This window comes from Paraburkholderia sp. JPY419 (assembly GCF_050435705.1).
Lineage (GTDB): Bacteria > Pseudomonadota > Gammaproteobacteria > Burkholderiales > Burkholderiaceae > Paraburkholderia > Paraburkholderia youngii.
Genome location: NZ_JBNDKV010000002.1, coordinates 62,455 through 85,422 on the forward strand (window position 1 = coordinate 62,455; position 22,968 = coordinate 85,422).

The 22,968-nt window shown below is 63.4% G+C and carries 23 protein-coding genes; 11 read left to right on the forward strand and 12 right to left on the reverse strand.

Annotation, left to right across the window (positions count from 1 at the left end):
- Nucleotides 1-9 precede the first annotated feature (9 nt).
- Nucleotides 10-1,365, forward strand: coding sequence for an LLM class flavin-dependent oxidoreductase (locus QFZ91_RS06500; protein ID WP_429566708.1), 1,356 nt, complete (start codon nt 10-12; stop codon nt 1,363-1,365).
- 132 nt (nt 1,366-1,497) lie between these two features.
- Here QFZ91_RS06500 and groL read toward each other — a convergent pair whose 3' ends face one another.
- Together groL and QFZ91_RS06510 are read right to left on the reverse strand one after the other, a co-directional pair.
- Nucleotides 1,498-3,138, reverse strand: a complete 1,641-nt coding sequence (gene groL, locus QFZ91_RS06505) for a chaperonin GroEL (RefSeq protein WP_176377748.1) — start codon at nt 3,136-3,138, stop codon at nt 1,498-1,500.
- A gap of 13 nt (nt 3,139-3,151) precedes the next feature.
- The gene (locus QFZ91_RS06510) at nt 3,152-3,442 is read right to left on the reverse strand and encodes a co-chaperone GroES (RefSeq protein WP_026228878.1); all 291 of its coding nucleotides are present in this window, start codon (nt 3,440-3,442) and stop codon (nt 3,152-3,154) included.
- 290 nt (nt 3,443-3,732) lie between these two features.
- Between QFZ91_RS06510 and QFZ91_RS06515 the strand changes: the two genes are divergently transcribed.
- Nucleotides 3,733-5,055, forward strand: a complete 1,323-nt coding sequence (locus QFZ91_RS06515; protein ID WP_429566709.1) for an LLM class flavin-dependent oxidoreductase — start codon at nt 3,733-3,735, stop codon at nt 5,053-5,055.
- 53 nt (nt 5,056-5,108) lie between these two features.
- Here QFZ91_RS06515 and QFZ91_RS06520 read toward each other — a convergent pair whose 3' ends face one another.
- The 5 genes from QFZ91_RS06520 to QFZ91_RS06540 all read right to left on the reverse strand — a co-directional run bounded on the left by QFZ91_RS06520 (nt 5,109) and on the right by QFZ91_RS06540 (nt 10,078).
- Complete coding sequence (locus QFZ91_RS06520) at nt 5,109-6,284, reverse strand: ABC transporter substrate-binding protein (RefSeq protein ID WP_429566710.1); 1,176 nt, start codon at nt 6,282-6,284, stop codon at nt 5,109-5,111.
- A gap of 128 nt (nt 6,285-6,412) precedes the next feature.
- The gene (locus QFZ91_RS06525; RefSeq protein ID WP_429566711.1) at nt 6,413-6,988 is read right to left on the reverse strand and encodes a peroxidase-related enzyme; all 576 of its coding nucleotides are present in this window, start codon (nt 6,986-6,988) and stop codon (nt 6,413-6,415) included.
- Nucleotides 6,985-7,551 carry a hypothetical protein gene (locus tag QFZ91_RS06530; RefSeq protein ID WP_429566712.1) on the reverse strand — a complete coding sequence of 189 codons (567 nt, stop codon included), beginning with the start codon at nt 7,549-7,551 and terminating at the stop codon, nt 6,985-6,987. The genes QFZ91_RS06525 and QFZ91_RS06530 overlap by 4 nt, the downstream gene beginning before the upstream one ends.
- 14 nt (nt 7,552-7,565) lie before the next feature.
- Complete coding sequence (locus QFZ91_RS06535) at nt 7,566-9,071, reverse strand: NAD(P)-binding domain-containing protein (protein WP_429566713.1); 1,506 nt, start codon at nt 9,069-9,071, stop codon at nt 7,566-7,568.
- Nucleotides 9,068-10,078, reverse strand: coding sequence for a LysR family transcriptional regulator (locus tag QFZ91_RS06540; RefSeq protein ID WP_429566714.1), 1,011 nt, complete (start codon nt 10,076-10,078; stop codon nt 9,068-9,070). The genes QFZ91_RS06535 and QFZ91_RS06540 overlap by 4 nt, the downstream gene beginning before the upstream one ends.
- 337 nt (nt 10,079-10,415) lie before the next feature.
- On the opposite strand from QFZ91_RS06540, the gene QFZ91_RS06545 reads away from it, so the two are divergent.
- Genes QFZ91_RS06545 through QFZ91_RS06560 form a run of 4 tightly spaced genes read left to right on the forward strand, consistent with a single transcriptional unit; the run spans nt 10,416 to nt 15,092 of the window.
- Complete coding sequence (locus QFZ91_RS06545) at nt 10,416-11,594, forward strand: ABC transporter substrate-binding protein (RefSeq protein ID WP_429566715.1); 1,179 nt, start codon at nt 10,416-10,418, stop codon at nt 11,592-11,594.
- On the forward strand, nt 11,591-13,414 hold the full coding sequence (locus QFZ91_RS06550; RefSeq protein ID WP_429566716.1) for an ABC transporter permease: 1,824 nt from the start codon (nt 11,591-11,593) through the stop codon (nt 13,412-13,414). The genes QFZ91_RS06545 and QFZ91_RS06550 overlap by 4 nt, the downstream gene beginning before the upstream one ends.
- A gap of 11 nt (nt 13,415-13,425) precedes the next feature.
- On the forward strand, nt 13,426-14,295 hold the full coding sequence (locus QFZ91_RS06555) for an ABC transporter ATP-binding protein (protein ID WP_368622297.1): 870 nt from the start codon (nt 13,426-13,428) through the stop codon (nt 14,293-14,295).
- Between the two features lie 56 nt (nt 14,296-14,351).
- Complete coding sequence (locus QFZ91_RS06560; RefSeq protein ID WP_429568602.1) at nt 14,352-15,092, forward strand: ABC transporter ATP-binding protein; 741 nt, start codon at nt 14,352-14,354, stop codon at nt 15,090-15,092.
- 39 nt (nt 15,093-15,131) lie between these two features.
- Here the strand turns inward: QFZ91_RS06560 and QFZ91_RS06565 are convergent, their stop codons facing one another.
- The 4 genes from QFZ91_RS06565 to QFZ91_RS06580 form a co-directional block, all read right to left on the reverse strand.
- A complete protein-coding gene (locus QFZ91_RS06565) occupies nt 15,132-15,962 on the reverse strand; it encodes a VOC family protein (RefSeq protein WP_429566717.1) in 831 nt (276 codons plus the stop codon).
- 285 nt (nt 15,963-16,247) lie between these two features.
- Nucleotides 16,248-16,472, reverse strand: a complete 225-nt coding sequence (locus QFZ91_RS06570) for a hypothetical protein (protein WP_429566718.1) — start codon at nt 16,470-16,472, stop codon at nt 16,248-16,250.
- Between the two features lie 143 nt (nt 16,473-16,615).
- The gene (locus QFZ91_RS06575) at nt 16,616-16,966 is read right to left on the reverse strand and encodes an acyl-CoA dehydrogenase family protein (RefSeq protein WP_429568603.1); all 351 of its coding nucleotides are present in this window, start codon (nt 16,964-16,966) and stop codon (nt 16,616-16,618) included.
- 3 nt (nt 16,967-16,969) lie between these two features.
- Nucleotides 16,970-17,458, reverse strand: coding sequence for a hypothetical protein (locus tag QFZ91_RS06580; protein ID WP_429566719.1), 489 nt, complete (start codon nt 17,456-17,458; stop codon nt 16,970-16,972).
- Between the two features lie 307 nt (nt 17,459-17,765).
- On the opposite strand from QFZ91_RS06580, the gene QFZ91_RS06585 reads away from it, so the two are divergent.
- From QFZ91_RS06585 to QFZ91_RS06605, 5 genes are all read left to right on the forward strand, one after another.
- Nucleotides 17,766-18,299 (forward strand): OsmC family protein, encoded by a 534-nt coding sequence (locus tag QFZ91_RS06585; RefSeq protein ID WP_429566720.1) that lies wholly within the window; start codon nt 17,766-17,768, stop codon nt 18,297-18,299.
- A 586-nt stretch (nt 18,300-18,885) separates the two neighbouring features.
- Nucleotides 18,886-19,059, forward strand: coding sequence for a hypothetical protein (locus QFZ91_RS06590; RefSeq protein WP_429566721.1), 174 nt, complete (start codon nt 18,886-18,888; stop codon nt 19,057-19,059).
- An 831-nt stretch (nt 19,060-19,890) separates the two neighbouring features.
- Nucleotides 19,891-20,961, forward strand: a complete 1,071-nt coding sequence (locus QFZ91_RS06595) for a DNA-binding protein (RefSeq protein WP_429566722.1) — start codon at nt 19,891-19,893, stop codon at nt 20,959-20,961.
- A 116-nt stretch (nt 20,962-21,077) separates the two neighbouring features.
- Nucleotides 21,078-21,761 carry an FMN-dependent NADH-azoreductase gene (locus tag QFZ91_RS06600; RefSeq protein WP_429566723.1) on the forward strand — a complete coding sequence of 228 codons (684 nt, stop codon included), beginning with the start codon at nt 21,078-21,080 and terminating at the stop codon, nt 21,759-21,761.
- Nucleotides 21,762-21,765: 4 nt separating this feature from the next.
- Nucleotides 21,766-22,212 carry a cupin domain-containing protein gene (locus tag QFZ91_RS06605; protein ID WP_429566724.1) on the forward strand — a complete coding sequence of 149 codons (447 nt, stop codon included), beginning with the start codon at nt 21,766-21,768 and terminating at the stop codon, nt 22,210-22,212.
- Between the two features lie 72 nt (nt 22,213-22,284).
- On the opposite strand, the gene QFZ91_RS06610 is transcribed toward QFZ91_RS06605, so the two are convergent.
- Nucleotides 22,285-22,692, reverse strand: coding sequence for a hypothetical protein (locus tag QFZ91_RS06610; protein WP_429566725.1), 408 nt, complete (start codon nt 22,690-22,692; stop codon nt 22,285-22,287).
- Nucleotides 22,693-22,968: the final 276 nt, after the last annotated feature.

A 22,968-nucleotide genomic window follows, 5' to 3' on the forward strand; every position in this document is an offset into this window, starting at 1 on the left:
GTACAGATCATGAGCCAACGCAAAGGACACCTACGCCTCGGCGCGTTTCTCTATCCGACCGGACATCACATCGCCGCGTGGCGTCATCCTGACGCGCGCGCGGATGCCGGCCGCGACCTTCGCCACTACGTGCAGCTTGCCCAGGCAGCGGAAGCCGCGAAGTTCGATCTGATTTTTCTCGCCGACGGCTCGGGCACGCGCGGCGACAATGTCGATTTCCTGAGTCGCACCGCGCATAGCTATGTGGCCCAGTTCGAGCCGATCACGCTGCTCTCGGCACTGGCCGGGTTGACCGAACGTATCGGCCTCGTCGGCACCGCTTCGACGACCTTCAACGAGCCGTATCACATCGCGCGCAAGTTTGCGTCGCTCGATCACATCAGCGCGGGGCGCGCAGGATGGAATCTGGTCACGTCGTCGAGCGCGCACGAGGCGAAGAACTTCGGCTTCGACCAACATCTCGCGCATGCGCGGCGCTACGAGCGCGCCGTCGAATTCGCGGAAGTGGTGGACGGACTGTGGGACAGCTGGGACGACGACGCGTTCGTGCGCGACAAGGCAGCGGGACGCTACTTCGATCCCGCGAAACGCCATGTGCTCGATCATCGCGGCGAGTTCTTCAACGTGCGCGGACCGCTGAACGTCGAACGCTCGCCGCAGGGGCGGCCCGTCGTCGTGCAGGCCGGGTCGTCGGAAGCGGGCAAGGCGCTCGCGGCGCGCACCGCGGAAGTCATCTTTACCGCGCAGCAGACGCTCGACGATGCGGTCGCGTTCTACGCTGACGTGAAGGGTCGTCTCGCGCAATACGGTCGCGAGCCCGACGACCTGAAGATCATGCCGGGCGTGATGCCAATCGTCGGCGAGACCGAGCGCGAGGCGCGCGAAAAGTTCGATGCGCTGCAGGCACTGATCGACCCTGCGGTCGGTCTCTCGCTGGTATCGACGCTGACCGGCGGCTTCGATCTGTCGGGCTATCCGCTCGACGGGCCGATCCCCGAACTACCCGAAACCAACGCGAGCAAGAGCCGCCAGTCGCTGACCCTCGAACTGGCGCGGCGCGAGAACCTGACGATCCGCGAGCTTTATCTGCGCGTGGCTGGGGCACGCGGGCACTGGCAACTGGTCGGCACGCCGCAGCAGATAGCTGATGCGCTCGAGGAGCGTTTCGTCAACTACGGCGCCGACGGCTACAACGTGATGCCGGCGTTGCTTCCCAACAGTCTCGACGACTTCATCCGGCTCGTGCTGCCGGAATTGCGGCGCAGAGGCCTGTTTCGCCACGAATACGAAGGCCGCACGTTGCGCGAGCATCTCGGCTTGCGACCGCCGGTGTCGCGCTACCAGCGTGAAGCCGTGACGGATTGAATCCGGATCGGGGCAGGGCACACGAAGCGGTTGCAGCTTGGCCCCTCAAAACAAAGCGCCGCGCATCGACGGTCGCGATGCGCGGCGCGTTGCGCCGACGCCTCACGGCGTCAGCAGGCTCGAGCAGTTCGATTAGTAGTCGAAGCCCGGACCGCCGGCTCCAGGTCCCGCCGGCGATGTAGCCGCTGCCGCATCTTTCGGCGCTTCGTGCACGGTGGCGTCGGTCGTCAACAGCAGGCTCGCCACGGAGGCTGCGTTCTGCAAGGCCGTACGCGTGACTTTCGTCGGATCGACCACGCCGGTTTCGACGAGGTCGCCGTATTCGCCCGTGGCCGCGTTGTAGCCATAGTTGCCGCTGCCTTCGGCCACCCTGGCGACGATCACGCTCGGTTCCTCGCCCGCATTGGCGACGATCTGGCGCAACGGTTCTTCGAGCGCGCGACGCACGATGTTGATGCCGGCGTTCTGATCCGCGTTCGCGCCCTGAAGTGCGGCGATCGCCTGCTTCACTCGAATCAGCGCGACACCGCCGCCCGGCACGATGCCTTCTTCGACAGCGGCGCGTGTCGCGTGCAACGCATCATCGACGCGGTCTTTCTTCTCCTTCACCTCGACTTCCGTCGCGCCGCCCACCTTGATGACGGCGACGCCGCCGGCGAGCTTGGCTACACGTTCCTGCAGCTTTTCACGGTCGTAATCCGAGGTTGCTTCCGCCATCTGCGCGCGAATCTGCTTGACGCGAGCTTCGATGCTGGCCTTCTCTCCGCCGCCGTCGATAACCGTGGTGTTTTCTTTGTCGACCTCGATGCGCGCGGCCTCGCCGAGTTCGGCGAGCGTCGCTTTCTCGAGCGTCAAACCGGTTTCCTCAGCGATGACCTGGCCGCCGGTGAGGATCGCGATGTCTTCGAGCAGCGCCTTGCGCCGATCGCCGAAGCCTGGCGCCTTCACCGCGACCGTCTTCAGAATGCCGCGAATATTGTTCACGACGAGCGTCGCGAGTGCTTCGCCTTCGACGTCTTCCGCGATGATCAGAAGCGGCCGGCCGGACTTTGCGACCTGTTCCAGTATCGGCAGAAGATCGCGAATGTTCGCGATCTTCTTGTCGTGCAGAAGCACGAATGGTTGTTCGAGTGCGGCGAGCTGCCGGTCCTGGTTGTTGATGAAGTAGGGCGAAAGATACCCTCGGTCGAACTGCAGACCTTCCACAACGTCGAGTTCGTCCGCGAGCGACTTGCCGTCTTCGACGGTGATCACGCCTTCCTTGCCGACCCGGTCGATCGCTTCGGCGATGCGCTGGCCGATCGATTCTTCACCGTTCGCCGAGATCGTCGCAACCTGGGCGATCTCCTTGCTGGTGGTCGTGGGCTTGCTGATCTTCTTCAGTTCGTCGACGGCCGCGGCGACGGCCTTGTCGATGCCGCGCTTCAGATCGAGAGGATTGAGGCCCGCCGCGACGTATTTCTGGCCTTCGCGCACGATCGCCTGTGCGAGCACGGTCGCGGTGGTCGTGCCGTCGCCCGCGGCGTCGCTGGTCTTGGACGCAACTTCCTTGACGAGCTGCGCGCCGATGTTTTGCACCTTGTCGGCCAGCTCGATTTCCTTCGCGACGGACACGCCGTCCTTCGTCACGACCGGGCTGCCGAAACTGCGTTCGAGCACGACGTTGCGGCCCTTCGGCCCGAGCGTCACTTTCACCGCATTGGCGAGCAGGTTGACGCCTTCAACCAGTTTGGAACGCGCGTTGTCGCTGAAAGCGACTTCTTTGGCTGCCATGTTTGCTTTCTCCTCAAATTTGAACGACTGCGACGATATCTTCCTCGCGCAGCACCAGCAATTCGTCGCCGTCGACCTTTACCGCCTGGCCCGCGTACTTGCCGAACAGCACGCGATCGCCGACCTGCAGGTCCGGTTCGACACGCTTGCCATCGTCACCGCGGCGGCCGGGACCGACAGCGAGGATCTCGCCCTGGTCGGGCTTTTCCGCGGCGCTGTCGGGGATCACGATGCCAGACGCGGTGCGGGTCTCCTGACCGAGACGCTTGACGATCACTCGATCATGTAAAGGGCGTAGGCTCATCTGTTATTTCCTTCCTGATAGGTAACTGTTGACAGTGCGCTCCACGGCGCCAGATTCAGGACGGTAAGTCGGCGCCAGCGCAAATCCAACCAATGTTTGCGCATATGAAAAGCACTCGAGGAAGGAAATCGATTCGTCCGTGCGCAGCGCGTCAGGCATAAAGCGCCTGCATACGGCGGACATTGAACGTCGCTGCTTTCGGTCTGCAAATCGAAATCGAGTTGCCGCCAGGCAGCGTCAGCGCGGCCGCATTACACTGGCGCGACCCTGTTCTCGATTGAGGTCGATTCATGTCACGTCAGCTTCGCCTCGGCGCCTTCATGCGCCCCACGACGATCCACACCGGTGCATGGCGGTACCCTGGCGCCTATCCTGATGCCAACTTCAATTTTGGGCATCTGAAGCGTTTTGCGCAGACGCTCGAGCGTGGCCGCTTCGATGCGTTCTTCATGGCCGACCACCTCGCGGTGCTCAACATGCCGCTCGACGCCCTCAGGCACAGCCACACGGTCACCTCGTTCGAGCCGCTCACGCTGCTGCCCGCGCTCGCGGCGGTCACCGAGCGGCTGGGTCTCGTCGCGACCGCGTCCACGACATTCGACGCGCCGTATCACGTCGCAAGGCGGTTCGCCTCGCTCGACCATATCAGCGGTGGCCGCGCTGGATGGAATCTCGTGACGACATCGAATCCAGACGCGGCGCTCAATTTCGGCCTCGACGAGCACGTCGAACACGACGAGCGCTACCGGCGCGCCCGCGAGTTCTTCGACGTGGTCACAGGTCTGTGGGATAGCTGGGCCGACGACGCTTTTATCCGCGACACGGCGAGCGGAACATTCTTCGACCCGCAAAAGCTGCACGTGCTGAACTACAAAAGCGCGAACTTCTCGGTGCGCGGTCCGTTGAATATTGCCCGGCCGATTCAGGGCTGGCCCGTGATCGTGCAGGCGGGCTCATCGGAGGCGGGACGGCAGATTGCCGCGGAAACGGCCGAAGTCGTGTTCACCGCGCAAACCACGCTGGCAGACGGGAAGCGTTTCTACGCCGACGTAAAAAGCCGCATGGAGAAACTCGGCCGCTCGCGCGATCACATGAAGATTTTGCCGGCGGCTTTCGTCGTGGTGGGCGATACGCTCGAAGAGGCGCGCGAAACGCGTGAGCGGCTCGATACGTTGGTCCACTACGAGAGCGGCATCGCTTCGTTGTCGATCGCGTTGGGGCATGACGTATCCGGTCTCGATCCGGACGGCCCGTTGCCGGAAATTCCTGAGACCAACGCAAGCCGTACCGCGCGGCAACGAGTCGTGGAATGGGCGCAGCGCGATGGATTGACAATCCGTCAGCTCGCGCAGCGCATCGGCGGATACTCCGGGCTGGAGATGATCGGCACCGCCCGGATGATTGCAGATCAGATGGAGCAGTGGTTGCTGGAAGAGGGCTCGGACGGGTTCAACGTGATGTTCTCGCATCTTCCGGCCGGCCTCGACGACTTCGTCGACAAAGTCATTCCCGAGTTGCAGAAGCGGGGGCTCTTCCGGCGCGAGTACGAAGGCAAGACCCTGCGCGAGAATCTTGGGCTGCCACGGCCTGAGAACCGGTTCTTTTCCGCATAAGGCGAATCGCGCCCGGCCGCATCGGCAGGCGGCCCGCGCGAATGTGCCTGCCGCTACCTGGCCGCCAGTGCGGGCTTGCTGCCAAGCAGCGCCCACTGCCCATTCTCGACGACGAGATTGACGCTTTTCACACCGATCACGCGTCGAGTCGCCGGATCGAACGTCGCCTTGCCGAAGACGACGCTCGGCACGTCATGCAGCCTCGGCAGCGCATCGCGCACGCCGCGTCGATCGAGTCCGCCCGTGCGCAACGCATACGCGGCAATGATCGTGGCGTCGTAGGCGAACGCGTTGAACGCGTCGGGCTCGTGATGATATTTCGCTTCGAAGTCGCGAACGAAGCGCTGGACTTCGGGGCTCCGGTCGCCGGGGAAAAAGCTCGTGTTGGTGGTCACGCCGTTTACGGCATCGCCGCCGAGTTCCATGAATTTCGGCGAGTACACCGAACTCGCTGCGACGATCGGCAGCGTGATGCCGCCCGTGCGGGCCTGACGCACGATCTGCGCGCCGTCCGAGTAGTACGAAATCAGCACGAGCGCGTCGGGCTTGGTATCGCGCACACGCAGCAGCGTTGCGCGAAAGTCCTTGTCGGTGGGCTGATAACCTTCGGTCGCGATCACCTGCGCCCCCCGCGCGGCGGCTGCCTTTACGAACACGTCCTTGCTCGCACGGCCCCAGTCGGTGTTCTGGAACAGCACGGCGACTCGCCTGAAGCCCTGCTTGACGGCCAGATCCGCGAGCAGCGGTTGCGCATCCGCCTGGCTGACCGACGGACTCCAGATGAAGTCGCCGCCTTTCGTGAAGTCCGGGTGCGAGTTGGTAAAGCCCAACTGGACGAGGCCCGCGCGTTGATAGATCGGCGAGGCCGCCATCGAAGCGGGGCTCGAAAAGTCGCCGAGTTCGATCAGGATGCGCTTGTCGTCGACGAACTTCTGCGCGATCGCGACCGCCTGGCGCGGATCGCTCTGGCTGTCTTCGAACACGTACTGCAGCGGATGGCCGTTAATGCCGCCGTCGCGGTTGATTTCATCGAGCGCGAGGTCGAAGCCGGCTTTCCACTGTGCCCCGTATTGCGCGTTCGGACCCGTCAGCGGTCCGCTGACACCGAAGAAAACCGGCTCGCCGCTGGCAGGCGCCGCAGAAGAAACGGCGGAAAAAGAGAAGGCAATTACCGCGCCGGCGAGCGTGAAAAGTCGCCGGTGCAGCGCGGAGAAACGCGAGGCGTACATGACGGATTCTCTCGGAGTGAGTGGGACTGCAAGTCTCTAACGCATCGCATCGTGCGGCAACGAAGCGATTGTCATATCCATTCGCTTGGCACCGCACTACTGCGAAGTCGATGCGGCGGCGCTCCCGGTCAGGCCGGAAACACCGGTTCGCCCAGCGTCAGCATCAAACGGTTGGCCCAGGCAAAGATCGCAATCGCGTGGCTAAGATCGAGAATCTGTGCATCGTCGAGTCCCGCGCGGCGAAGCGCATCGAGCGATTCCGGCGTGAGCGCCTGCGGCTGCAACGTGAGATCGATCGCGTATCGAACGATCGCGCGCTCCCGTTCAGTCGTACCCGCCGTTTCAGGAGCGGCGAAGATCTGCTGGATGACGTCCTCGCGCTTCGCGAGTTGCTGGAAACGCTGCGCATGCACCGACGCGCAATACACGCATCCGTTGACACGCGAGACCACCGTGCTCGCGAGCTCGCGCTCCGCTCGCGACAAACCGCCCGGCGCATACATGATGCTATTGAACGCGCCTGATCGTTGCCGCAGGATTTCCGCTTCGTGGGCCAGCAACAGGTAGTAATCGGAAGTCTTCGCTTGCGGGTGGCTCGCTTCGAGTACCGCAGTCTGCTCGGGCGATGCCTGTTCGAGCGCGACCGTATCGAGCCATGCGGACCAGCCGAGGGTTTGCGTCGTAAAGCCGTGATCCGCACTCATGCTCGTGCCTCCAATGCGCGCAACGCGGCGACGACCCGCACTTGATACGTGACGAACGCGACGAGCTGCGATAGCGCGACGATGGCGCGCGTCGTGAGGCCGGCAGCCTGCAGTGTTCCGAGCGCCGGCTTGCCGGTCGCGGCGGGACGCAGCGTCAAGGCTTGCGTGTGACGCAGGATCGCGGCGAGCCGCTGGTCCGTCGTCGCCATCGACGCGACAGGAACCGCGCGCTGCGCGGCGATTGCATCGAGGAGCGACCTCGTGGTTTCAGTTTGCGCGTCAGCCGCGGCCGCCACTGTCAGCAGACGCTCGCGATATGCGAGTGCCGTCTGCTCCGCATTCGACAACAGCGCCGCATACCACGCCGCAAAGAGACGTTCGCGAAGCGTCAGATCGGCGACATCGGTCGAGAACAGCGCGTCGTGGCTGCCTTGCGTATAACGGGTCGCGTCGCCGCGAAACGCGCGCAGAGCCGCGGTCGCGCCGTCGGGCGCCAATCCCGCGAGTTGCGCGACGAAGTCATCGGCCACGGGAGCCGTTCGGGAATCAGCGGATGAAGACATCAGATGTGGGTCCATTAGAGGGCAGCGTTGTCGGCGGGCATCGTGTCGGCAGTGGCATCGGCGTCGTCCCATTCGTCTCCCGCGAGTTCGGCGGTGTCGAAGGCTTGCAGCGCCGCGTAGTGCGTATCGCGGTCGGCGTCGAACAGCATTGCGGCGATCGCGCGCGCGAGCCGCTGCGCGCCGTCACTGATCGCGGGGATGTCGCCGGCGACCTTGCCGTGCGTCAGACTGGCTGCGTGATTGAAGCAGTGAATGCGCGCGAGCGCTGGGCAGGCCCCGGGAACGCGTTCCTGGAAGGCGAAGTTGCGGTCGAGGTCCGGCGAGCTGGCGAGTTCTTCGTTAGGCAATTCCGCCCCCGGTGTAAAGCGGTCGCGCCAGCGGCGCACGTGCGGCGCGATGAGCGCAAATTCGTCGCGCGTGTCGATTTCCGAGTGAAAGCCGGTCGCGAAGATCAGGTAGTCGAGGGTGTATTGCCCTCGGGGCGTGTCGACGACGATCGTGTCGCCTTCGTGGCGCAAACCCGTCAGCGGACTCGCCAGGTGCAGGTTAGCCTGCGCGTGAGCGGCGACCCGCAGCACGCTGTCGCGCGGCGGTGGAGCCTGCGTTTGCGCCGAATAGTGCAGGAAGCGCCACTTCCAGGCGTCGGGCAGATTCGCGAACCCGTGAACGAGGCCGGGGCTACCGATGCCGGTCAGTTTGTTGATACGGGGCAGCGCGGCGCGCCGCACGAATAGATCGACTCGCCCGGCCCCCGCTTCAAGAGCGCTCGCGGCGTTGTCGAACGCGGATGCGCTCGCGCCGACCACACCGACACGTTTGCCGCGCAGCGCGGCAAAGTCGATCGGGTCCGATGAGTGCGCGCGCAAGTGCCGCGGAATGTCGCGGGCCACGTCGGGAACGTACGGGCCGCCAAGCCCTTCACGGCCGGTCGCGAGCACGACATGACGAGCAAGCACGGTTTCGCGCCGCGCATCTTTGCGGTCGTTGACCGCTCCGCGCAGCAGCGCAAGCTCTATCAGACCGTCGCCGCGCGTCTGCAGTTTCTCAACGCGCGTGTCATTGGACACCGGCAGATCGAGCACGCGCCGATACCAGCGCAGGTAGTCCATCCATTGCACGCGTGGAATCTTATGGAGCGCGCGCCATTGTTCGCGGCCGAACTGGGCCTCGTACCACGCGCGAAACGTCAACGCGGGCAAGCGCAGTGCGGGCCCCGTCAGTTGCTTGGGCGAGCGTAGCGTCTGCATCCGCGCGTAGGTGATCCAAGGTCCTTCCTGACCGGGCCGCGCCTGATCGAAGAGCCGCTGATTGTGGATGCCGAGCAGGCGCAATTCGGCGCTCGCGGTCAGCCCGGCCATGCCAGCGCCGATGATGGCGACATCGAGCACAGGTTGGCCGGCGGATGTCCGCGCGGGCACCCACGAAGGCGCGGGAAGCTCCAGCCAGGCAAGATCCTCGCGAAGCCGCGCTTCGAGCGCGGTCAGTCCGGCAGCGGCGTGGAAAGGAGTCGTGGCGCTCATGCAGTGGTCCCGATGTCGCGGAGAGTGAAAGTGGGCGATTGGGCGGCGGTTTCCGCTCCATCCGCCTGGTCGTGGGCAACCAGCGCGCCATGCCGTGACGCTGCGTGACGCATGGCCCCGGGCAGCAGCCCGTGCGATACCTCCGCGAGCGTATCGATCATTGCGTTGACGGCGTCGCTGCGGGGACGGCCGGAAAGCGTGACGACGCCATACAAAAACGGAATGGGCACATCGAGCGCTTTGACCTCGACGTCCGCGACGCGCATGCCGAACGCGGTCACCGGATCGACGATCGCGACGCCGATCTGCTGTTGCGCGGCCATCATCGCATTCAGCGACGCATTGGTTTCGAGTGCAACGTGAAGCGCGACGCCGGCCTCGTGGAATGCGCGATCAATGCGGCTGCGCAGACGATAACGGTTCGCCAGCGTGGCGACCGGCTTGCCCGCGAGCCGCGCGAGTCGCAGCACGGCATCGCGCGCGAGCGGATCGTTTCGGTGCAGCACCGCGACGCAGGGCGCCTCGATGATGTAGTGCACGTCAAGCGCCGCATGATCCAGCGGCAATGTCGCGATGCCGATGTCGGCGGAACGTGACAGCAACGCCTCGACGACCTGCTCGGCGGACGCACTGCGCAATTGCGTGTCGACGCGTGCGCTTGCCTGCGCGAGCTTCGAGATTGCGCGTGGCACCAATGTCGCGGCGAGCGCGGGTGTCGCAACGACGCGCAATGGCATTGCCTCGTCGCGGCCGATCGCCCGCGCGCTGGCCTCGATAGCGGCCAGGCCGATCAGCGAGCGCTCGACTTCGCCATATAGCCGGAACGCGCGGCTCGTCGGCGTGACGCGAGGTCCTTTACGGTCGAACAACGCGTAGCCGATCTCCTGTTCGAGATCCTGGATCGTTCTCGTGATGCCGGGTTGCGAGCGGCCAAGCATACGAGCGGCCCCGGTCATGCTGCCCGTCGACATGACTGCCGAGAATGCTTCGAGTTGATGCAACTCCATGCAATGCCTCATCCATGTGATGGGTGCATTTTAGGAGCGCTTGAATGCGCAGTTCTTATAATAAATTCCGCTATGTAATTGACGAAAACGACGGATCGCCGACGCCTATGTGTGCCGTAGCGGTTGGTTCACTACGATCATCGATCGTGGAAAAGCGCTTGAAACAAGGCGTCTTCGTCATCCGATGCTGTGCCGAGTGCGCTTCTGAAGTGCTTCGGCATTCGTCGTCAAAAGCTTTGCTGATGCAACGGAATAAGCTTCGTCGCGTATCTTCGTTGGCCCGCGTCCGCGCGACATGGTTACATGGCCTCACTCGATTCGAAGGCGTGAGACCTGTATGTCGATTCTGTGGAACAACAAGCGTGGTGCGACCCGCACACTGCTTCACCTGGCCGGCGCGCTGGCGCTTGCAACCTGCGGCGTGATGCCCGTGGCGCACGCGGCCGATCCTTACTGGGTTGGCGTGACCGGACCGCTGAGCGGCCAGGATGCGCAGTACGGCGAGCAATGGAAGCGCGGCTTCGATCTCGCGCTCGATCAGATCAACGGCAACGGCGGGATCAACGGCCATCCGCTCAGTTATGAGTTCGAGGACAGCCGCAGCGATCCGCGTCAGGCCGTAGCCATCGCACAGAAGTTCGCCGACGACAACCGCATCCTGCTGGAACTGGGGGATCTGTCGAGCGGTGCGTCGATGGCCGCGTCGCCGGTGTATCAGCGCGCGGGTCTCGTGCAGTTCGGTTTCACGAATTCGCATCCCGACTTCACGAAGGGCGGCGACTATATGTGGAGCACCGCGATCAGCCAGGCCGAGGAACAGCCGCTGCTCGCGCACTATGTGACCAAAGGACTCGGCTTCAGGAAAATCGCCGTGCTCTATCTGAACACGGACTGGGGCCGCACCAGCAAGGACATCTTCGCGAAGGCCGCGACCGCGGACGGCGCGCAGGTCGTCGCGGCGGAAGCGTATCAACCGAACGAAAAGGATTTTCGCGCGACGCTCACGCGCGTGCGAAGCGAACAGCCGGATTCGATCGTGCTGATCTCCTACTATTCCGACGGTGCCCAGATCGTTCGCCAGGCGCGAGCGGGCGGTGTGAGCACGCCAATCGCGGCGGTCGGCTCGGTGTATTCACCGAAGTTTCTCGATCTTGGCGGCCCTGCGGTGAACGGCGTCTACACCGAATCGAACTTCTTCCCCGGCGATCCGCGTCCTGAAGTACAAAGCTTCGTGCAGCGCTACCGCGCCAGATACGGCGCGGATCCGGATACCTTCGCCGCGCGCGCGTACGACGCGATGATTCTGTCGGGCGAAGTGATTCGCCGCTACGGTGCCGATCGCGCGGCCGTGCACGACGGCTTTGCGAAGATCAGCGATGTACCGAGCGTGATCTTCGGCAAGTTCAGGTTCGATCCGCAGACGCGCCGCGTGGCTGGCGCGAAGAATCTCGAGCTCGTCGTGAAGGACGGCAAATTCGCTCTGTGGGACGGCGCGAGCGCCGTGCATACGCCATGACTGCGTGGTTCGACTACACGATCAACGGCCTGATCGTCGGCAATATCTATGCGCTGCTCGCGGTCGGCCTCGCGCTGATCTTTGGCGTATCGCATCTGATCAATTTCGCGCACGGCTCCGTGTATATGGTGGGCGGCTTCATCGGCTGGCTGTGTCTGACGCGGCTCGGCTTGCCGCTGCCCGTGGCGCTGCTCGCGACGGTCGCGGGCTGCGCGCTGCTCGGCATCCTGATCGAGCGGCTCGGCCTGAGGCCGCTGCAAGGCGCGGCCCGTATTGCGCCGCTGCTCGCCACCATCGGTATCAGCTTCGTACTCGACCAGCTCGCGCAGATCGTGTTCGGGCCCGATCCACGTCCTGTGCCGAGTTCGCTGCCCGACTGGACGCTGTCGCTCGGCGGGGCCGCCATCGGCTCGCTCGATCTGCTGATTGCGGCAATCGGCATCGGCGCGGCGGGCGTGCTGTACATGTTCCTACGCTTCACGAGGCTCGGCTGGGCGGTACGCGCGACCGCGCAGGATCGCGATGCCGCGCAGCAGATGGGTGTCAATGTGAATGCCGTGAATCAGGCCGTGTTTGCGATCGCCTGCGGGCTCGGCGGCTTGAGCGGCTTGCTCGTCGGCATGTACTACAACAGCATCGATCCGGCGATGGGCTTTCAGGCGACGTTGAAAGGCGTCGTCGCCTTGCTGATCGGCGGCTTGGGGAACGTGCCCGGCGCGATCGCCGGCAGCTTGCTGCTCGGTCTGGTCGAGAGTTACGGGGTCGCGTTGTTCGGCACCAGCTATCGCGACCTGTTCGCGTTCGTGCTGCTGCTGGTGTTTCTCGTGTGGCGGCCAAATGGTCTCTTCAGCGCGAGCCGCCGGTTGCCGCCCGAGCCGCTGACCGGCACGTTTCTGTCGAACCGCCGCGCGCTGCACGTTCCGCTTCGCACGATCGTGGCACTAGTGGCGCTCGCCTTCGTGCTGCCGCTCGTCGTGCCGTCGTCGTATGTGCTGCAGACGCTGACCAACGGCTGGATCTATGGGCTGTTGGCGCTCAGTCTGACGCTCGTCGCGGGCACGGTCGGGCAGATTTCATTAGGGCATGCGGCGCTGCTGCTGATCGGCGCCTATGCGTCGGCGCTGCTGTCCGTCAATCTGGGCTGGTCGCCGGCTTTGACGATTCCGCTCGCCGGCCTCATCACCGCGGCGATTGGCACGGTGCTGATTTACCCGTCGTTCAGGCTGCGCGGCCACTATGTGTCGATTGCGACGCTTGGCATTGGTGAAATCATCGGCCTCGTGGTGCTCAACTGGGACAGCCTGACGCGCGGTCCGGTGGGCATCACCGGCATTGCCCCGCTGTCGCTGTTCGGCTGGCAGTTGACGGGCGTGCGCGCCGTCTACTGGTTCACACTCGCCATGCTCGTGCTGCTCGCACTGCTGCAGGCGCGGCTCCTGAACTCGCACCTGGGCCGCACGTGGCGCGCGATCCGCGAGGACGACGTGGCTGCGCGCGCGTATGGCATCCGCCCCAATCGCTACAAGGCGATCGCGTTCGCCTGCGGCGGTCTCGCGGCTGGCATCGGCGGTGGGATCGCCGCGCACCTGTACAGCTATATCAACTATCAGACCTTCGACTCGCAAGTGTCGATCCTTGCGCTGACGATGGTCATTCTCGGCGGTCTCGGCAGCGTGATCGGCGCGGTCGCCGGTGCGGTGGCGCTGATCAGCCTGCCGGAACTGTTCCGTTTTGCCGCCGACTACCGGATGCTGATTTACGGGATGATTTTGTTGCTGCTCGTGCGCTTCCGGCCGCAAGGGCTGTTCGGTTCGGTATGACGGAGGCGACCATGACATCTTCTTTGCCACGCGGCACGGATATCCTGTTCGACGTGCGGCGCGTTACGCGCCGTTTCGGCGGTCTCGTGGCTGTCGACGAGGTGAGCCTGTCGGTTGCGCGCGGCGAATGCGTGAGCGTGATCGGTCCGAACGGCGCCGGCAAATCCACACTGTTCAATCTGCTGACCGGTATCGACGCGCCGGACGCCGGCGAGGTGAGATTCGCCGGCGAAGACGTGACCGGCATGGCGCCCGAGCAGCTTGCCGCGCGCGGCGTCGCCCGCACGTTCCAGCATGGACGGGTATTCGGCAATCTGAGCGTGCTCGATAACGTGCTGATCGGCGCGCATGCGAGGCTTGCGATGACGCGCTGTGGCTGGCCGGTCGTGGGGGCATTCGCGGAAGCGTTGCGCGCGCTGGTCGGGCCTGCATCGGTACGTCGCGAAAGCGCCGCGCTGCGCGAAGAAGTGACGGCGCTGTTGGCGCGCTTCGGTACGCGCCTGTCGCCGCGTCTCGATCAGCCGGCGCATAGCCTGTCGTATGCGAACCGCCGGCGTGTCGAGATTGCGCGCGCGCTGGCGTTGCGGCCGCGCATCCTTCTGCTCGACGAACCGACCGCTGGCATGAACGAGTCCGAAACCGCCGAAATGCTCGAACTAATACTCGAACTCAAACGCGACGGGCTCACCATCCTGCTTATCGAACACAAGCTGGACCTGGTGATGCAGCTTTCCGATCGCGTGCTGGTGCTCGAAGACGGCCGCAAAATCGCTTCCGGGCTGCCGGCCGAGGTGCGCGACGACCCCGCCGTGATCGAGGCCTACCTTGGACACCGTCAGGTCGGCGCGGCTGCCGGCCGTAACGAAACGGCGGCTGCGTGAAAACATCAAATCTGCATCTGGTTGCGCCGAACCCATTCGTCTCCACACAAGCCGCCATGACCGAGCCGTTGCTGAAACTCGAACAGATCGACACGTTCTACGGACAGGTCCAGGTGCACTTCGGCGTGAATCTCAGCATCGGGCGCGGCGAGATCGTCAGCCTGCTGGGCGGCAATGCGAGCGGCAAATCGACGGCGATGAAGGTGATTCTTGGACTGCACAAACCGCGAGCCGGCACCCTCAGCTTCGACGGTAAGCCGTTGAACGGTCTGCCGACTTCGCAGATCGTGCGGCGAGGGATCGCTTCGGTGCCGGAGGCCCGGCGGCTTTTCGGCGACATGACCGTGCGCGAAAACTTGCTGATGGGCGCGTTCACGCGCAACGACCGCGCGGGCATCGGCGAGGACTACGAACGCATGCTCGAACTTTTCCCGCGCGTGAAAGAGCGGTTGACCCAACGGGCCGGCACGCTTTCAGGCGGTGAGCAGCAGATGCTGGCGATGGCGCGCGCGTTGATGAGCCGTCCCGCGCTAGTCTGCATGGACGAGCCGACGATGGGCCTGTCGCCGCTATACGTCGACAAGGTGCTCGAACTGATCCAGACCGTAAACCAGCAGGGCATCACGTTCTTCATGGTCGAGCAGAACGCGAGCCTCGCGCTGCAGATCGCGCATCGCGGCTACGTGCTGCAGACGGGGCGCGTGGTGTTGTCCGGCACCGCGAGCGAATTGCTCGGCGACCAGCGTATCCGCGACGCTTATCTCGGCGGATCGCTGGCGGCGCAGACGGCGTCGTGAGCGGCGCCGGGTCGCCTGGTGTTTCGCTCGCGCGCGACGCTATCGATCGCGTCGGATCGACGGGTTTGCTACCAGTTCGATGGTGGCGCCATGGGCGAGCGTACGCTCGAGGCGCCGCGCGGCGCCATCGACGTACGTCTCCAGGGCGACCGCGAAAACCCCTTCGCCGCGCGAGGCGAGGTGGTGCCGAAGGTCGGCGGCAAGACCTTCGGCTGGCGGACGGGTTTCGCGGGCCGGGCTTGCAAGCGTGAGCGTCGTCGCGCCAAGCGACAGGATCCCCAATGCGACGTCGTAACCAGGCAGCGGCGCGCGCTGCACGTAGGGTTCTCCGAGCAGCGCGCGATATCGTGCGAGGCTCGCATCCAGGTCGTGCACCGCAAGCGTAATGTTCGCGACGCCGTGCGCCCCGTTCGCATGATGGCGAACGTCGCCTTCGGCCACGCGCAGGTGGCGCGGCGTCACGTCGCCGCACAGGAACGGCAGATCCGCACTCGACGGCTTGCCGATCTGCCATTCGAGGCGCTCGCCATCGGGGCGCAGACGTCCGCCGGCTAGCGGGCCGTCATAAGAGAGACCTCGTTCGCGTGCCGCGGCGATGGTGCTGGCAACCGATTGCGGCAGCAGCGCGTAGTCGACGAAACCATCTCCTATGCGACGGCTAGCGTCCCACCAGCGATGCTCCGGTGCGTCGCGCAGAAAGGCGATCAGTTCGACGTAGCTGCCATCGGCGAAACCGATCAGCGCGTTATGTGTGGCGCCGTCGGCGTGCGTGCCGCCGCGTTGCACGGTGAAGCCAAGCGTAGTGAAATCGGCGATGGTCTGCTCGAGATCCTGCACGCGGATCACGATGTGGTCGATTGAAAGAGACATGACGAGAGCGCTCCGCAGTAGGGTCGTCAGCGAGTATGCGAAGCCTGCCGCCGAAACGCCAGTAATGGATTGTCGATTGCATAGCGCGGTAGCTGGATTGGGCTGCGTCCCGCAAGATGCGATCGGACAGTCGCGCGATGGAAATCGACCACGCTTGCGCGTGTATTGAGTGGAAAGCCGAAGCGGCGTCCTGCCAGCGCTTGCGCGCTGGCATCGAGTTGCCGGTCGAGCGTGATCAGCGCCTGAAATTCATCCACCCAGCTCGGGCCAATCAGTCGTGTATCGCTACCTTGCGAAAGCGCCCATAGTGCGGGAAATATTGCCACCCTGCCGAAACGACCATGGCTGCGTGTGCGTGAAGTGCGAGCGCCGCACGGTGGCGTCGTCGGCGTCCTGGAGCGCTTTGACGTCGATGCCGTAGGCGGCGAATTCCTGTTCGAGGCAGCCTTTCTGTATGGGTATGCCGAACGGAGTCGGGGCAGGGCAGCGGGTGTACCAGAGTCGGCTCATTTAATCACCTTTGAATTCGGAGATGCGGGGCAGTCAGAGGCGCAGGCCCGCTTCACGTAGCAGCGGGAGTACGCGCGCGCCAAAGAATTCGAGGTCCGGCTGGAAGTCGAAGAAGCTAATCGCTTCAGAAGCGCGTGCGGGTTTCAAGTCTGACCGGTGGGTGAAGGGCGCACGCCGTTGAGATAGAAGTTCCCAACAGCGGCGTATTTCCAGCGCACCGGATCGTGCACGGTGTGAACCCGAGCGTTGCGCCAGTGCCGGTCGAGATTGAACGACGGATGCGTCGAGCGGGTTCCGGCCAATTCGAACAACTTGCTGCTCGCTTCGATCGCGATTTCGTTGGTCAATGCCTTGGCTTGCGCTACGGCGATCGACGCGGCCGCAATCGAGTCCGGCCCGATATCGGCGAGGCAGCGATCGATCTCGCGGCCGGCGCGTTCCATCATCGCTTCGGCAGCGTGCAGACGCGTCGTCAATTCGCCAAGCTGATGGATCGCCTACGGATCGGCGCCGAGGGGCAGGGCGGCGCTCGACGACGAAGCCGCGTCGCGTTCGCGAATAAAGGCGATCGTCGCGTCGATCGCGGCGCGCGCGCAATGCCCGCGTCGATGCCAACATGGCTGACCTGCGTGACCGCGTTTTGCGGCCAGTGCTCGTAGCTTTGGTGGATCGGTAGCACGTTGAGCGCGGGCACCCACACATCGTCGAAAATCACAGTCCCGCTTGCCGTGGTTTTCTGCCCGAAGCCTTTGCCAGTCGTCGATGATCTTCATACCTGGGTGACCGGCCGGCACCACCGCCACAGTCCGGCGACCCTGCTGGTCCTGGCCAATGGTCGACACATAGTCGGCGAAAAGCGCGCCGGTCGAATAAAGTTTGGTGCCGGACAAGCGGAAGCCCCAACATGCAATTTGCCAGGCAAACAACAGTGCAAACGGTGAAGCCGCACGACGCCAGCAAATCGTTGGAACGTATCGGCGCTGCATGACTTCGTTGCACGCACGTGGCCGAAGAAAATCGGCATTTACGGACATAGCCGATGCTTTGACGTACAGAGTTCGATTGAGAGCAGCAACTTTGTGTGGCTGCGCGATCGAAAAAATGTACCGGTGAATAAATCAATTGGACAACAAACAATAACTTATATTCTTATGCGCGTTGGTTGGGGCCGCCGAAACTGACGGATGGATTTAAGCAAAGCAGAATCGCTTCGTTCGTGGATCCACGGTAGCCGGCTATGCTGTGCGCCGAATCCTCACTCGCAGTATCGACGACCGACCGAACCATTCATTCATGACGACGCTAAACGAGTACCTTCAGCAGAAACGCATTGCATGGCTCGCCAAACGCGAAGCGGCGCGCAACGACCCGAATATCAAGGCTAACCAGCTGAAAGCCAATGTGCGAGCCTTGGGACGCAGCGGCGTACGCGAAATCCGTATCCGCGACTTCCAGGTCATCAGCGACAGTCCCACCGATTTCGCCGGTTACAACCTCGGACCAGCGTCGCCTGAATTACAGCTCGGAGTGCTGGGGAGTTGCCTGACGCATATCACGCTGATTCAGGCCGCCGAGCGGCAATTGCAGATAGATTCGATCGATGTGGAGGTGACCGGTGACCAGCATCCGCTCGCACAGCAACCGGGCTTCGAGCATGTGCCGATCTTTCCGCATAACATCCGCTACACGCTAGATATCGTGTCGCCAGAACCACCCGAAGCGATTCGCGCACTGCATGAAGCGGTAGAGGCGGTTTGCCCGATCTACAACCTGCTGAAGAACCCACAGACGATCGTCGGTGAATTGCGGCACGTTAGCGCGGCGTAGAAATCGTTCGGTGCGGGGCAACGAGCGGAGCCCAGTATTTTGCGCGAGTAGCCATACTTATTGGGGTGTGAGGTATCGAGCGCACCAGCAATGCATCATATCGTCACAAACCGGACCTGCGCGCTCAAAGAGAGTTCTTCACGTATTTCTGTGGATCTGTTTCTTAAGGCTCTCTTCAGGTTAGAGAGACACATAATGCGTATGCTCCAGCCCGCCGAAGAACCAATCTGCCGCACCGTATGCAAAGGACTTACCCGTACAAAGGTTTCGAAATAACCGTCGAACTTGAGCCCGTGTGGGAGCCGTCAGGCAGCGCTGTGCTGTCACCGCCGAGGGGGTTTGTCGCAATCGTATCCGTTGGTGCTAACGGGGTGCCAACTTCGCTGATATCACCTATCCGCCTGATGGAAGACACCTGGAAGCCTTTCGGAACGGAAGCGACTGCACTTATGGCGGGCTGTAGCGCGGGTCAGCGTTTGATAGAGAATACGCTCCTGCCGGAATAGTCGTGTCCTGCAAAGCGGATGACGTTCGCGAATCTCCGAAACGTAGATAGGGTTAGAACGCTCGTGGTGGATGCCGCTTCATGGCGGACCGCATCATTCTTCTGTCGGTGATGCCGGGCACTGACAACAAACGGATCTCTGACGAGGTTACCTATCGCGACGAGCCATCCAAAGAAACCACCGATGACCCTGCGGGCATACGACCTGCTGCGCTCAGACAGCGGACCTTCGAACGGGTGCCAGTCACCCATTGACCGCCGCCCGTTGCGCTTGCCGCACCGGTCTGGAAGTGGGGCCTTCAGGAACTCGTCGTAGGCCTCGATGTCTTCCGTCCTGACAGAGGCGAGTCCTTTTCGCTGCAAGATCGTGAGCCACGCGTAGAAGCGGTCGAGTTCCTTTCCGTATGCGCGCTGCGTACGAGACCCCTCGTCATAGGTGCGAAGTCAAGCGTTGAGAGCGTTCACGTCGGTTAGTGCATCATCGAGCGTGCACATTTCGAGAAGGGGTGCGGTTGTAGCCGTGCGGGTCCTTTTCGTAAGCGCGAGTTGATGCTTCAGCGAGCTCTTCAAACGGCAACGGTCTGCCCGCCACCGCGGGTGCCGCCGTGTTTGCACGTTGGTTGTTGTCGCTGCTACGCCGCGTCATCTCAGACATCTCCGGCTTGTACAACCTCGAGTTGTCCCACTCAAAAGTCGCCAATCACCGTAAATCGGGCCGCTCGACCGCGAGATTCGACACGCTCCTAAGTTAATGCATTTTTGAGTTATTCGACTGGAAGACCATTTGAGGTTATGTGTTGCCCGACGGAAAAGTGCAGCATTCTCGCGGGGAGGCAATTCCCGGACGCAACTCGTCAACTCGCTCAAGTAATGCACTATCGAAGTGCAAAACTGCCTTGAGGCGCTAAAAAGTTGGAAGTTTAGGTTCCCCGGCTGTGGATTCCACATGACAAATTTCGACAAAGCTTAAATAAACATGCACACGACATTATAGTACTAATGTCGTGTTTGTGACGCGGGTGCGTAGCGTTTCTTGCGTTTTACGTTGTATTATCAACGGAATCCATATTTCCAGCCGGTACCACCATGACCCTCGAAGCCGACATCGAAGTCGCCCGCCAAAATGCGTCCGACACGCAGACGCTTTATCGCGAAGTCTGTGCGTTGCTGTTTTTCCGCTACGGCGAAACGCCGACCGCAAACCGCCTGTACCAATTGGTGCGTAAAGGGAGCATGAGCGCGCCGGCCAAGGCGTTGCGCGATTTCTGGACCGACGTGCGAGACAAAACGCGTGTCGATGTCGGCCGTCCGGATTTGCCGGCCGAGGTCGCAACGGCCGCCGGCGAGTTCGCGGCGCAGCTGTGGCGTCTGTCGAGCGACGCCGCGAACGCTGCGCTAGACGTGTTCAGGCAGGACGCCGACGCCCAAATCTCCGCGGCGCAAAAACAGGCCGAGCAACTAGACAGGCAGCGTCAGGAAGCCGTCGAGCAGGCCGAAAAGTCGGCCAACGACGCCGCGACCCTGCGCGCGCGGCTCGCCGGGCTCGAGGCGCGCATCGTCGAACTGCAGACCGCCAACGATATGCTGACGGCGCAGCTGACGGCATCGAAGGAAGAAACCGCGGCAGGCGCCGCCGCGCTCGCCGATGCCCGCCGGGATTTCGCCGACGAACTCGCGAAACTGCGCCGTTCGCACGAGCAGAACGAGCAGCGGCTCGCCGCTGCGGAAAAGCGCGCATTGCTCGAAATCGACGGTGAACGGGCCGCGGCGCAACGTCTGCGCAAGGAGCTTCAGGCGAGTCACGAGCGGGCGGCGACGCTCGAAGCCGAATCGCGAACCGAGCGCGACGCGCTGCGCAACGAGTTGGCCGCAATAAAGGCGGAACTGGCTGCCTCGGCTGCGCGGCATGCCGAGACCCGCGGACAGCTCGCGGAAAAGGACGCGTTGCTGGCTGAACGCGTGGCTGCGACCGACCTGTTACGCCAGCGTATCGACGCGCTGTCGCTGCAGATCGAGACGGCGCGAATGGAAAAAACGTCCGCGCGCCCTGCCCGCCGCGCCCGCGAAAAATCATCCGCGCAAGGCCGCGCAACGGCGGGTTTCTCAGGCGGACCGTTCGTCAAACGCTCGACCAACGCCAAATCACGCGAGTCGTAACAGCGCGCATAAGCGGCATAAGTGGCTACCTCCAATTCCACAAAACCGGTTATTCCACCACGCCAGTTGACCGTCTAACCTGAGCTCACATTAAACTCACCGCAAGGACGGCCCCCATGAAGATCATGCACGTCGACGCCAGCGCGAAGCGCGAGCGATCCAATTCCCGCGCGCTCGCCCGCTATTTTCTCGAGCGTCTGCGCGGAGAGCGCGTCGAGTTCGATGTCGACTATCTGGACGTGACAGTCGACACACCACCGCACGTCTCCGAAGCGTTCGCGATCGCCACCTACACGGCCGCGCAAGAGCGCACAGCGGCGATGAAAGCGACGCTGGCGTCATCGGATGCGCTATGCGCGCGCCTGCTCGCCGCCGACGCGCTGGTGTTCGCCATGCCGATGTACAACTGGTCGATGCCGTCGGCGTTCAAGGCGTTCATCGATAGCGTCACGCGGACCGGCGTGACCTACCTGCACGCGGAAGACGGTCGCATCGTCGGGCAGTTGGGCCGGCACAAGGTGGTGTTCATCACGAGCCGCGGCGCGGATCTGCGCGCGGGCTCGCCGTATGAATCGATGGATGCGCTGACGCCGGCGCTGAAGGCTGCATTCGGTTTTCTTGGCGTCGCCGCGCCGACTTTCGTCGATGCGCAGCCGCTGCAGTTCGCCAATCCCGAAGCGCGAGCCGCGGCGCTCGAACGCGCGCGTGGAGAATTGGCCGCGGTTGCGGTGCAGTGGGCACAAGGCGAACGCGTGGCAAACCGGCAAGCCGAGGCGTTGTGCCAGGCTGACGCGGAGTGAAGCTATGAATACGATCCGCACTCTATTCGCGTCGGCGCTGTTCGCCGGCGCCGCGATCACGGGCACGTGGCAGTCCGCCTATGCCGCCGACACCGCCGAGGCGAGCGCGGCCCCTCACGAGACCATCGCCCCCGCCTTCGCCGTCCCGATCGCGAACGTGCCGGGCAAGACGGTGACCGCGCTCATCGTCGACTATGCGCCGGGCGGCAAGTCGGCGCCGCATCGGCATGGCCAGGCGTTCGTGGTGGGCTATGTGCTGTCGGGCGCGATCCGCAGCCGTGTCGATAACGGCGGGGAGCGCGTCTACCATGCGGGCGAATCGTGGACCGAGAAGCCTGGCGCGCATCACATGGTCAGCGAGAACGCGAGCACGACCGAGCCGGCAAAACTGCTCGCGATTTTCGTCGCGGACACGAACGACCAGCACCTGGTGACGTTCGATAAAAAGTAATCGTCATCGGGCGGCGGCGCTCGCCGCGCGCGCGCATCGATGCAGGTGCAACGAGCTGCGCGCAACGCGGCATCAGAAGCGCGGATGACACTCGAAGCTGACCGACGACGCGTGTTCGGTCATCGCGCTGACACCGCTGACCGTCTCCCTGTTCACGCTGCTTTGCATGCCGCGACGATCGCAGTAGTCGCGCGCCTGGTTCATCGCGAGTTCGTGCGCGCGCGCCCAGGCCATGCGTCCTCCGGTCGCGCTCGCGGCGACCGTGTAGCTGCCGGGCTTGTCGCTCGCGACCACATCCGTGCTCGACGCGCAGCCGACGAGACTCGCGCCCGCGAGCGCCACCGCGAGCGCTCCGCGCACACGCGTGAGCAGCGGCGCCCTCTTCCTTGCTGCGCTCGCCACTCGCGCGACGCCGTCGGCTTCGCATACGCGCACCGTTGTGCACGCTTCGGCAAGACCGTCCGAACTCTGATTCAACATCGTGGATCACCTGCATTTTTAACCGATTAATCAGGCAGTGATTATCCGGAATCGTTCGCGCAAGATCAGCCGATACAACCGAAAACACTGTTGCGCGGCTCTTAACAATGGACATGACCACAATGCCGTGACCACATCGGCAATGAGCGGACCGTGTGGTTCACAAAAGACTTCCGGAATCCCTTGTGAGCGTTTAGTCTGTAGCGATGCCTGCTCGACAGACAGGCATATCGAACCGCGGACGGACCCCACCACATAGCGGCATACACCGGTCGC

Bases quoted from the DNA above. Each gene is read 5' to 3' on its own strand.
- QFZ91_RS06500 (WP_429566708.1), top strand. From the start codon at position 10: ATGAGCCAACGCAAAGGACACCTACGCCTCGGCGCGTTTCTCTATCCG.
- groL (WP_176377748.1), bottom strand. From the start codon at position 3,138: ATGGCAGCCAAAGAAGTCGCTTTCAGCGACAACGCGCGTTCCAAACTG.
- QFZ91_RS06510 (WP_026228878.1), bottom strand. From the start codon at position 3,442: ATGAGCCTACGCCCTTTACATGATCGAGTGATCGTCAAGCGTCTCGGT.
- QFZ91_RS06515 (WP_429566709.1), top strand. From the start codon at position 3,733: ATGTCACGTCAGCTTCGCCTCGGCGCCTTCATGCGCCCCACGACGATC.
- QFZ91_RS06520 (WP_429566710.1), bottom strand. From the start codon at position 6,284: ATGTACGCCTCGCGTTTCTCCGCGCTGCACCGGCGACTTTTCACGCTC.
- QFZ91_RS06525 (WP_429566711.1), bottom strand. From the start codon at position 6,988: ATGAGTGCGGATCACGGCTTTACGACGCAAACCCTCGGCTGGTCCGCA.
- QFZ91_RS06530 (WP_429566712.1), bottom strand. From the start codon at position 7,551: ATGTCTTCATCCGCTGATTCCCGAACGGCTCCCGTGGCCGATGACTTC.
- QFZ91_RS06535 (WP_429566713.1), bottom strand. From the start codon at position 9,071: ATGAGCGCCACGACTCCTTTCCACGCCGCTGCCGGACTGACCGCGCTC.
- QFZ91_RS06540 (WP_429566714.1), bottom strand. From the start codon at position 10,078: ATGGAGTTGCATCAACTCGAAGCATTCTCGGCAGTCATGTCGACGGGC.
- QFZ91_RS06545 (WP_429566715.1), top strand. From the start codon at position 10,416: ATGTCGATTCTGTGGAACAACAAGCGTGGTGCGACCCGCACACTGCTT.
- QFZ91_RS06550 (WP_429566716.1), top strand. From the start codon at position 11,591: ATGACTGCGTGGTTCGACTACACGATCAACGGCCTGATCGTCGGCAAT.
- QFZ91_RS06555 (WP_368622297.1), top strand. From the start codon at position 13,426: ATGACATCTTCTTTGCCACGCGGCACGGATATCCTGTTCGACGTGCGG.
- QFZ91_RS06560 (WP_429568602.1), top strand. From the start codon at position 14,352: ATGACCGAGCCGTTGCTGAAACTCGAACAGATCGACACGTTCTACGGA.
- QFZ91_RS06565 (WP_429566717.1), bottom strand. From the start codon at position 15,962: ATGTCTCTTTCAATCGACCACATCGTGATCCGCGTGCAGGATCTCGAG.
- QFZ91_RS06570 (WP_429566718.1), bottom strand. From the start codon at position 16,472: ATGAGCCGACTCTGGTACACCCGCTGCCCTGCCCCGACTCCGTTCGGC.
- QFZ91_RS06580 (WP_429566719.1), bottom strand. From the start codon at position 17,458: ATGCAGCGCCGATACGTTCCAACGATTTGCTGGCGTCGTGCGGCTTCA.
- QFZ91_RS06585 (WP_429566720.1), top strand. From the start codon at position 17,766: ATGACGACGCTAAACGAGTACCTTCAGCAGAAACGCATTGCATGGCTC.
- QFZ91_RS06590 (WP_429566721.1), top strand. From the start codon at position 18,886: ATGGCGGACCGCATCATTCTTCTGTCGGTGATGCCGGGCACTGACAAC.
- QFZ91_RS06595 (WP_429566722.1), top strand. From the start codon at position 19,891: ATGACCCTCGAAGCCGACATCGAAGTCGCCCGCCAAAATGCGTCCGAC.
- QFZ91_RS06600 (WP_429566723.1), top strand. From the start codon at position 21,078: ATGAAGATCATGCACGTCGACGCCAGCGCGAAGCGCGAGCGATCCAAT.
- QFZ91_RS06605 (WP_429566724.1), top strand. From the start codon at position 21,766: ATGAATACGATCCGCACTCTATTCGCGTCGGCGCTGTTCGCCGGCGCC.
- QFZ91_RS06610 (WP_429566725.1), bottom strand. From the start codon at position 22,692: ATGTTGAATCAGAGTTCGGACGGTCTTGCCGAAGCGTGCACAACGGTG.